Source organism: Thiohalomonas denitrificans, from assembly GCF_016841685.1.
GTDB lineage: Bacteria > Pseudomonadota > Gammaproteobacteria > Thiohalomonadales > Thiohalomonadaceae > Thiohalomonas > Thiohalomonas denitrificans_A.
The window spans coordinates 60972-68965 of sequence record NZ_JAENYR010000011.1; the positions used below are offsets into that span (position 1 = coordinate 60972).

At 61.2% G+C, this 7994-nt stretch carries 7 protein-coding genes; all 7 read right to left on the reverse strand.

All coding sequences use genetic code 11. The annotated features are described in order from the left end of the window. Nucleotides 1-31: 31 nt before the first annotated feature. The 7 genes from Q7L05_RS03975 to Q7L05_RS04005 all read right to left on the reverse strand — a co-directional run bounded on the left by Q7L05_RS03975 (nucleotide 32) and on the right by Q7L05_RS04005 (nucleotide 7524). Entirely contained in the window at nucleotides 32-2053 is a 2022-nt protein-coding gene (locus tag Q7L05_RS03975) for an AsmA family protein (RefSeq protein ID WP_303902265.1), read from the reverse strand. A 215-nt stretch (nucleotides 2054-2268) separates the two neighbouring features. Continuing rightward, nucleotides 2269-4107 carry a nitric oxide reductase activation protein NorD gene (locus tag Q7L05_RS03980; RefSeq protein ID WP_303902268.1) on the reverse strand — a complete coding sequence of 613 codons (1839 nt, stop codon included), beginning with the start codon at nucleotides 4105-4107 and terminating at the stop codon, nucleotides 2269-2271. A 17-nt stretch (nucleotides 4108-4124) separates the two neighbouring features. Next, nucleotides 4125-5159 carry a 4Fe-4S binding protein gene (locus Q7L05_RS03985; protein WP_303902271.1) on the reverse strand — a complete coding sequence of 345 codons (1035 nt, stop codon included), beginning with the start codon at nucleotides 5157-5159 and terminating at the stop codon, nucleotides 4125-4127. Nucleotides 5160-5313: 154 nt separating this feature from the next. Beyond that, nucleotides 5314-5706, reverse strand: coding sequence for a hypothetical protein (locus tag Q7L05_RS03990; protein WP_303902274.1), 393 nt, complete (start codon nucleotides 5704-5706; stop codon nucleotides 5314-5316). Nucleotides 5707-5730: 24 nt separating this feature from the next. Continuing rightward, the gene (locus Q7L05_RS03995) at nucleotides 5731-6537 is read right to left on the reverse strand and encodes a CbbQ/NirQ/NorQ/GpvN family protein (protein ID WP_303902277.1); all 807 of its coding nucleotides are present in this window, start codon (nucleotides 6535-6537) and stop codon (nucleotides 5731-5733) included. Between the two features lie 10 nt (nucleotides 6538-6547). Then, the gene (locus Q7L05_RS04000) at nucleotides 6548-6823 is read right to left on the reverse strand and encodes a cytochrome C oxidase subunit IV family protein (protein WP_303902280.1); all 276 of its coding nucleotides are present in this window, start codon (nucleotides 6821-6823) and stop codon (nucleotides 6548-6550) included. A gap of 125 nt (nucleotides 6824-6948) precedes the next feature. Continuing rightward, nucleotides 6949-7524, reverse strand: coding sequence for a cytochrome c oxidase subunit 3 family protein (locus tag Q7L05_RS04005; protein WP_303902283.1), 576 nt, complete (start codon nucleotides 7522-7524; stop codon nucleotides 6949-6951). Nucleotides 7525-7994: the final 470 nt, after the last annotated feature.

A 7994-nucleotide genomic window follows, 5' to 3' on the forward strand; every position in this document is an offset into this window, starting at 1 on the left:
TTCACCAGGCTGCCAGGCATAAGACAAGGACTCAACCGGCCTCCTCCACCATCTCAATCAACGCCCGACAATCACGCGCATCGGCCCCTCCGGCCTCGATAAAGGGAACCAGAGCCGCCGCAGGTCCAAAGAGTGCCGCCAGCGCCGCTGATCCAAGGATCTCCGGAACAGGGTCGCCAACTGCCTCAAAAGAGGGGTCACGAAACGGTCCCTGAACGGTTACCGGCCGATTCAGGTAGAGCGGACTCGGCTCCTTGGCGCGGGAGGCCACCTCCAGATTGAAGGTTTCGCTCCGCAGGTTAATCAATCCCTCGGCAATCAGCACGGCGGCTTCGGTATCGACGACAGCGGTCTCCGCCCTGGCGATCCCGTTTTCGACATCAAAGAGGGCCATGGCGCAGCGAATGGGCGTGCTGGCGTCTTCGCCGCGGACCAGCAGGAACTTGGCAATATCCAGTCCGGCCGCCGCCACCAGGATACTGTCCAGCCGTCCACCGGTGCCGACCAGTTCAATTCGCCCGTTCCCATGTCCGATGGCGGAGGCGATCGTGGGCCCGTCACCCTCCAGACGCACGCGGCCACCGATGACGATTTGCGTGGCCTTCACCGGTTCCATTTTCGGCAGAAGCTTCGCCAGTTGGATGCCGTGCAGCTCCAGATTCAGCCCCATCCCCGACAGGCCGACCGCATCGAATCGTACACGGCCCTTCACCTGACCGCCCGCGATGCGCACCCGAAGAGGGTCAAGGGTGAGGCGGCCGTCCTGCAAGCGGATAAGCAGTTCCAGGTTACGGAGGGGGATGATGGGAGTTTCCAACACGCCGGCCTTCAGCTCGATATCGACTCCAAGGGCCCGCAGCCTCTGTTCGGGAATACGCGCCCGAGGCAATATCTCCGTCCGCTCCTCCTCTTTCTCGGGTTCGGCCAGGAACATACCGATGTCTGTCGGCGCCAGACGCTCTCCGGCAAGGTGCCCCTTCAATTGCGGAGGATGGACCGAAAAATCCACACCGATGCGACCCTCCAGATCCGACTCCCCCACCCGCAGTTGCAACTCCGTAAGAACAAACCGCGCACCCTCCCGTTGCAGCTGGCCACTCATGGCATAAGGCGGGGTGGGCGGGGCCGGTATCCCGGCGATAGGAAAAAGACGCCCCAGATCGGGGCCGCTAAGTTCCACGTGTGTATCGAAGAACTGGCCGCTCCCGCGGCCCGTCAAAACACCGTCGACCTCCAGCCGGGTCTCGGCGATGACCAGTTCGCCGCGGAGCGGAAAACGCGCGCCCGGGGTCTGCAGATCGGTAACGTCCCCACCCTCTGCGCTGGCAAGCAGCGGCAATCCGTCAAGGGTACCCCGAATATCGAGGGTGGCGCGATCGTCATAGCTCGACAGGTATGCTTCGGCAAGCACGAGCGACCGCTCACTGTCCCGGGTGTGATCGCGGTATTCAATCACGACATCACTCAGTCGCGCGCCGGTAACGACCGGCAGCTCGGCCCCTCTTTCCCCATCCTGCCCGGCAAAGGTCCAGTTTGTGACACCCTCCGCGGAACGGGTCAATCGCAGGACCCCCTCGTCGATTCGGAGATCGGTCAGCAAGACCTTGCCACGAAGCAGCGGTAATAGTCCGATAGTCACCCTCGCCTGTTCGATGTCGAGCATCGGCTGTTCCGCCCGGGCGGAGTTCGCGAGGCGCAAGTCCGAGACCCTGAAGCGGGTCGGCAATCCCCAGTCGATCCCGAGATCACCGATATCCAATGCGCGCCCCGTCGCTTCCTCGACCCGGGATTCGGCGAATCGGGCTACGTCCGCATCGTCGATCAGCAGCATGAGGGCAACGATCGCGGCCGCTGTCAGCAGCAGAAACGCCGCGACACCCTTGAGTACGGTGTGCTTTCCCTTGCCCTTGCGACCCGCCATTCCGTGGCCTCCGGTTTTGCCAGCGAGTATAGCGAGCCAGCCGAAGGTCGGCACCGAACAGATCCGGTTCCACGCAAGTCCGTGGGCGCAGGAGCGGCGCAAGCCGCCGGCCGGGCCGTTGTCGCGAAACACGTATTGAGCCCGGATTGTTCACCGCAAGGACGCAAAGCTTTAGTTGCAATGCATCCTGCATTATCGCCGCGGTTCTGCCGTTTCCGTTGTTTTTCGGTTATGTATGCCGATAAGCAATTGAATCTTTGCGCTCTTGGCGTCTTCGCCTACATGGATGTAGGTGAGGGGCGTGAGCAGGAGCGGAAGCTTTGCGGTGAATTCGTGAATTTTCCGGGTTAGGAGGCGGTCAGACGGGCGTAGAGCAGGGGCAGGTGTTTCGGCAATTCTTCCGGTCGGCGGATGACGATGAAGCTGTCCGGACCGAACAGATGGGGCAGGTACTCACCCCCTTCGCGGTCGATAGTCACACAGAACGGAAACAGCCCTTTTTTACGGGCCTCGCGCACCGCCTCCCGGGTATCCTCGATACCGTAACGGCCTTCGTATTTATCCAGGTCGTTCGGCTTTCCGTCGGTAAGGATCAACAGCAACTGCCGGCTTGCGCTCTGGCGTGAAAGCAGGTCGGCGCTGTAACGGATCGCTGCCCCCATGCGGGTATAGTAACCGGGTTTGATGGCATTGATTCGACCCCTGACGCGATCATCAGGGCGCTCATCGAACCCCTTGAGCTTGTGAACCCGAACCTGATCACGACGCTTCGAGGAGAAGCCGTGAATGGCAAACCGATCGCCGGTGGCCGAGAGAGCTTCGGTGAACAGATGCAGGCTGTCGCGGATAACATCGATGACCCGATCGTCATCATTGACCGCCGCGTCGGTCGAGAGCGAGAGATCGGCCAGCAGCAGGCACGCCAGGTCACGGTTGCCGTTGCGAAACTCCCGGTACAGATTGTCGCCTGCAGCAACATGGCCACTCATTTTTTCGGTGGTGAAATGCAGGTAGGCATCCAGGTCCACCTCGGATCCATCGGCCAGGCCGCGCTCCCAGATCCGGGTCTGCACCAGTGCCTGAAACTGGTTGCGCAGACGTTTCGCCGTGCGGCGAAGATGGCTTGGCAACTCGGGCGCCCCCAAGTGGCGAGCTTCCATGGGCAGAATACAGCAGCGGTCGGGTTGCAGTTCGCGTTTCCGGTAATCCCACTCGGGCAAGGTAACGCCTTCGCTGAGGGGCAGGTCGTCGTATTCGGCGGCCGGCATGTCCAGATCGAATCGCAGTCGTTTCACCGACGGTTGCGAGTCACGAGACACACTCATCACGTCCATATCCTCGGCGGCTTTCTCGGCGTCCTCATCATCGTCGTCGGTGGTGCGGTCGACATTCATGAACTCTGCCCAGCTGAGGATGGCATCCATACGTATCGCCACCAGACCATCCTCTCCATCAGGCATGTCCGTCCGCTCGGCACGGCGGCGCTGTTTCTTTTCCGGTTCCTTGCTTTCGCCCGAAGGCGAACCGTCCGGTGCGTCCTGCTCGGAAGAGCATCGGACCGCTCTCAACAGAGGGGGCGAGGGATGCAACCAGAGGTGAACCGGCTGAGGCGGACGTGCGGCCCAGGGCAGTTCAAGCGTGTGGTCGGGATCGGAGAGTGCGGCGCGGATCACCCGCTCCTGGGCCGCCTCACCATCGGGGAGCGCATCCGGATCGGGACGAAGCGCCTGAAGCGCAGCGACCAATTGGCCATAGCGCTCGCGGAGACCGGGGAACCGCGCGAGGGCGATGCGGGTCAGGGCCTGATTTCGCGCCACCCAGGGAAGGGGCAAACCCGGCGACTCCTCGCCGGCAGCCAGTGCGGCCAGCCAGAGGTAGAGATCACGATTGCGTTCCCGCTCGGCAAAGAGGTCGATGCGGTCCGGCAGGCGCAGGGTGGATTCGTCCCGCCATGCGAGCGGCACCGCACGCCCCGTGCCGGCGACCTTCTGCAGAAAACGTCGACGCGCACCATGCTCGGTACCGGAGGCCGCCTCGATCTTCAGACCACCGTCGCCGCCAAAGGCCCGGAACAGTACCGCCAGGGTCACGCGTATCTCTTCGAGCGTCACCGCCGCCTGGGCGTGGTCCTGCTCGGCAGTGCTGGTGATCCAGCGATGCCATTTTTTTCCGACCCACTCTTCCATCAGTCGCGCACCTTCGGTTACGGGGAGTTGGCGGAGTCGCAGAGCCCGCAGAGGAGATGATCACCGTCAGTATTGGACCAGCGAGAAGATCGTGTTCCCGGCGTCCCGGAATCTTTTGTCTTGCCTTTCGAGCGTCCGAATTCACGATCGGAGACATCCAGGGCATCGGCGCCGCTCACCCAGTGCAAAAGGCTCTCCCGGGGAGAGCCCATGACCTGGTCGCAGGCCTGCAGACAGCGTGCGCACTGGGCACAGGTAAACATCCGCCGCTTGATGGAGCGGGGCTTCAAACGCATCGGGCAGGCGTTGTCACAAGCGTTGTCGCAGTCGGTGCATGCCTTGACGCGCTGGCGGTCGAAGCCGACTACCATGGCCTTTTTGTTGTCCATCCAGGCGAGACTCTGGAAGAGACCTACAGCACAGCCGAAACGGCAGAACAGGTGGCGTGCATAGAGGAATTCGATGCTGAACAGCAGAGTGCCGATGCCGATGAAAAGTGCCTGATTGCGGGTCGGCTGCAAGCTGGCCAGATTGCCGTAGACCTCAGTCGGCGGCAGCAGGTAGGTCAGCAGAGCGGTCGCCCATAAGAAGGCAAAGCCGACCACGGCAAGCAGCGTGGGAATCCACCACACCCGCGAGGGACGGATTTGCCTTCCATCCGGCAGGGTTTCGGGCAGCCGCCGCTTGTCCCACACGCTGAGCTTGCCAATGGCGCGCCGCATCAGTGCATTGATGGTTTCCACCACCGAGAAGTGCGGGCAGAGCCAGCCGCAATAGAGCCGTCCATATTTCCAGGAGACCCAGATCACGCCCCCGACCACCAGGACAATCGGAAGCAGGCCGCGCAAGGCAAGCTGGACGGCTACCGCCCCGGCGCCGATCTCGCCGGCGGCAAAGCGATCAATACCCAGGGTCCAGTCATAGCCAAAAAGGAAGAGGTGTCCGAGGGTCAGGTCGAACCGAAAGAGATCCAGAGGGGGGGCCAGCACAAACAGTACAAAGAATGCGGACCGCAACCACAGCCGCAGTGTCTCCCTGGTGTACTGTTTCATACTAAATGGCACTTTCAGAGCCCCCCAAAAGTGTCAGGACAAGGCGCAGCGCGCAGACAATGGTTGCTCCCTTTTCAAGCGCTGCACGAGTCTGCCGGGAGCGGATTCGGACAGCCGAAAAGCGGACTCCAGGGATGGAGTCCGCAACGGGACACTAGTCACAGGGAACTCCCACCAGGGGAAAACGATACGATTTGCCGGCCATCGCCTTGGCCAGTCCTATTACGCCCAACAGCACCAGAAAGGTGTGCACGGTGAGGAAATGCAGCAATGCCACGGTCCAGGCGGCCGGCGTGGCCCAGTTCCCCGCCGCAAGGATGAGAATGGTCACCCAGATCAACAGTAGAGCGGCCCACATGGTCGCGCGCACGGTCTGTGCCAGATGGCTGCGGGCCAGCGGCGAGGCATCGGAATAGGTGCGCAGATAGACCCAGAACAGGATGATGCATCCCACAGCCGGTAACAGCAGCAGGTTCACCAGGTAGAGCGCCTCGGCGATAATGGCCAGTCGCTGCCCGGGAATATCTGTCACTTCGGCTGCTTCCATTTCGTCTCCGATTCTCAATGAATGCTAGCCGAAAACCGCGCATACGACTTCCATGAGGGCGTCTGCGGTTTCCGGGTCGTCGGTAAGGGGTTCCACAATAGCTGCCCTGCAGGCCTCCACCGGATCGAAACCGTTTTTAATCAGGGTGCCCGCGTAGACCAGAAGCCGCGTCGAGGCGGACTCCTCCAGATCGTGGTCCTTGAGGGCGCGCAACCCTCGGGCCAGTGCCACCAGCCGCTCGGCAGTAGCGGCCTTTACACCCGACTCCCCCATTACCACCTGCCGCTCGGTCTCGGGACGCGGGTAGTCGAAACTCATCCCCACGAAACGCTGCCGCGTACTCGGCTTCATGCCTTTCAGCAGATTCTGGTAACCGGGATTGTAGGAAACCACCAGCATGAACTCCGGCGGCGCCTGGAGGACCTCTCCGGTGCGTTCGATGGGCAGCGTACGCCGGTCATCCGAAAGCGGATGCAGCACCACCGTGGTGTCCTTGCGAGCCTCGACCACCTCGTCCAGATAGCAGATCGCCCCTTCACGCACGGCGCGGGTCAGGGGACCATCGGCCCAGTAGGTGGTGCCGTCGCCAATCAGGTGCCGGCCGATCAGGTCGGCGGCGGTCAGGTCGTCGTGGCATGCAACAGTATACAGCGGTCGACCGAGTCTCGCTGCCATATGACGAATAAAACGAGTCTTGCCGCAACCGGTCGGGCCCTTGATGAGCACCGGCAGCTGGTGTTGGTAGGCGTTCTCGAAGAGTGCGACCTCCTGACCCTGAGGGGAATAGAAAGGCAACTCCTGGAACGCGGCACGCTTTGCTTCGGCAGTCACGGCTGATCTCCTATTCGAGGCCCACAAGGTAGGCAATGATAATGAATGCTGTCACCACGACGAGATAGCCGGTCATGATTGCCCGGAACAGTATCGGGGCGCGGCGCAGGCCCATGAACCAACTGGCCACCAATTGACTCTTGAGCAGCGTCATGGCGAGTACGAAAGAGACCGCCGCCGGTCCAGTCAACTGCATTTCACCGACGGTAAACGTCATCAGCGTTAATGCAACGAGCAGCAGCCATATTACAGTGAGGGCTCTGACGGCGGTCGGGTCTGTTTTCATGAGAACACTCTCTTCAGCCTTGCCGCGCACGGGTTCATTTTGGGCGGCCCGTACGTAGGGCGATATACGATTTGCGGAGTACCTCAAAGGAGGGCTGGTCCTTGCGTATACCCCAGGCGTCGCCATCAGCGGATCACGTAGACCAGCGGAAACAGCACAATCCACACAAGATCCACCATGTGCCAGTAGGAGGCGCCACTCTCAATGCCGGTGTGTTCGGCGGACGAATAACCGCCGTTGCGGGTCTTCAGGAGGATATACCCAAGGATCAACATTCCCAGGATGACGTGCATGTAGTGGAAGAACGTCATCAAGAGATAAAACATGTAAAAGGTGTTGGTGGAAAGACCAATGCCGGCGGCGAACTTGCCGGCAAATTCTGCCGTTTTAATCGCCAGAAAAAGCCCGCCCATGCCCATTGCGGCGATTAGCCAGCGTGCACAGGCATCCGAGCGGTCGGCCCGAATGGAAACCACGGCCCGCACCACGAAATAGCTGCTGGTGATCAGCGCCAGGGTATTGAACATCCCGCCGACGCGGTCGAGCGTAAGCTGGGAGGCGTTGAAAAGCGCCACATCGCCGTTCCTGGAAAAGGCATAACTGAGGAACAGCACCCCGAAGACCAGCAGTTCGGCAAAGATGAAGAACCAGATAGCCAAGTCACCCGGCAGGCGGCGTTCGGTTGCAACGGCGGTATTCATATCCACTCCTGTTCGACCAACGCCCCTATTAGCGCGCAAACCGTACAGCGCCGCATTGACCTGAGTCAAACAGTCAGGAATTAAAAGGAATGGGGATGGGTTACAAGTGACGGAGGCCCTTTCCAGCCACGGGGGACACGGGGACCACGGGGGAAAACACCCGAACAACCGGTTTTACCCCGTGGTTACCAGTCTTTCAGTGAGTCGGGCCCGCTCAGTAGGGGGTACGGCTCCTGATGAACTTGCCCCCGCTGTCCTTACAAGGACGCATACATGGATGTAGGTGGTAGAGCGACGCAGGATGCCAAAGCCGAGCCCCGGCGACGAAGTAATGTGGTGTCCTAACAGCGAGACTGCCGCGTCGCTGAGGCTCCTCCTGATGAACTTCCCCCCCGCTGTCATTACGAGGAGCCCTGGCGACGAAGTAATCTCCTGCTCCCAAACCCCGGATTGCCGCGTCGCTGTGGCTC

Bases quoted from the DNA above. Each gene is read 5' to 3' on its own strand.
- Q7L05_RS04000 (WP_303902280.1), bottom strand. From the start codon at position 6,823: ATGAAAACAGACCCGACCGCCGTCAGAGCCCTCACTGTAATATGGCTG.
- Q7L05_RS04005 (WP_303902283.1), bottom strand. From the start codon at position 7,524: ATGAATACCGCCGTTGCAACCGAACGCCGCCTGCCGGGTGACTTGGCT.
- Q7L05_RS03990 (WP_303902274.1), bottom strand. From the start codon at position 5,706: ATGGAAGCAGCCGAAGTGACAGATATTCCCGGGCAGCGACTGGCCATT.
- Q7L05_RS03980 (WP_303902268.1), bottom strand. From the start codon at position 4,107: ATGGAAGAGTGGGTCGGAAAAAAATGGCATCGCTGGATCACCAGCACT.
- Q7L05_RS03985 (WP_303902271.1), bottom strand. From the start codon at position 5,159: ATGAAACAGTACACCAGGGAGACACTGCGGCTGTGGTTGCGGTCCGCA.